General features: G+C 36.5%; 1 protein-coding gene. It reads right to left on the bottom strand.

Annotated features, from left to right (window positions below; translation table 11 throughout):
- Positions 1 to 380: 380 nt before the first annotated feature.
- The gene (locus CWB65_RS19530) at positions 381 to 776 is read right to left on the bottom strand and encodes a hypothetical protein (protein WP_138741292.1); all 396 of its coding nucleotides are present in this window, start codon (positions 774 to 776) and stop codon (positions 381 to 383) included.
- Positions 777 to 868 lie beyond the last annotated feature (92 nt).

Raw genomic sequence — 868 nt, 5'->3', positions numbered from 1 at the left:
ACGCCCATTTAATGGGCAAATAATGTTGGCTAAAATAGTGAGGAACGAACGACAGCCAACTGTTATTTGTCCCTGTTTAAATGCTTGTTATATGCAACCATAGTTGAATCAAACACTTAACGTATTTAAACACACCGTTATAAAAACACCAAACCATGAACTTGAGCCACAATGCCATATTTTTTAGAGCGAATGGTTTTGCTATTCCTAGTTTGGGGAGTTTCCCAAAAAGTGAATAAACCTATTCGCGGACACCACCAAAACAGTGCTTGGCGAAACTTACATGCTCTTGGTCTAAAACGTAATTATTAAAAGCATATAACACTCAAATTAAGCGGTGTTGCAGCGCTTTTCTGCAACATCCGTCTTCAATTTTTTTGTTATGTGCCACTGACTGTGATCTTAGGAGGTTCGTAACTTAAAATATTTACGCAGCCATTAGTCGTGACAATAAAGTATTCATGTAAAACTGAGCCTCTACTAAGAGTTAATATTCCTTTTTGCATATCTTCTCCATCGAGCCATCCACCGTTAATTATTTTGAATAGATTATAAAAGCGGAAATTTTGATTGTCCCAATAGTACATGAGGTCACCCTCGTCTAAATATCTAAAGCCGCTTATAGCATCAAATTCAATAGTGACATCAACTCTTTGGCTTTCTTCATTAACCGTATCTACCAAGAACAAGTAACCATCATTGCCACATTCAATCTTATAAATATCACTTTCGTGATAGTTTGAGCAGGTTTTTGGCCCAATTGGCTCTACTTCCATGAACACTCCCTGAGCACATAACGCCCATTTAATGGGCAAAAAAATGTTGGCTAAAATTTAGATTAACGTAAGACAACAAAAATTTGTAATAC

It is taken from the genome of Pseudoalteromonas sp. S554, from assembly GCF_005930865.1.
Taxonomy (GTDB): Bacteria; Pseudomonadota; Gammaproteobacteria; order Enterobacterales; family Alteromonadaceae; genus Pseudoalteromonas; species Pseudoalteromonas marina.
This window is presented reverse-complemented; position numbering and strand designations above follow the sequence as displayed.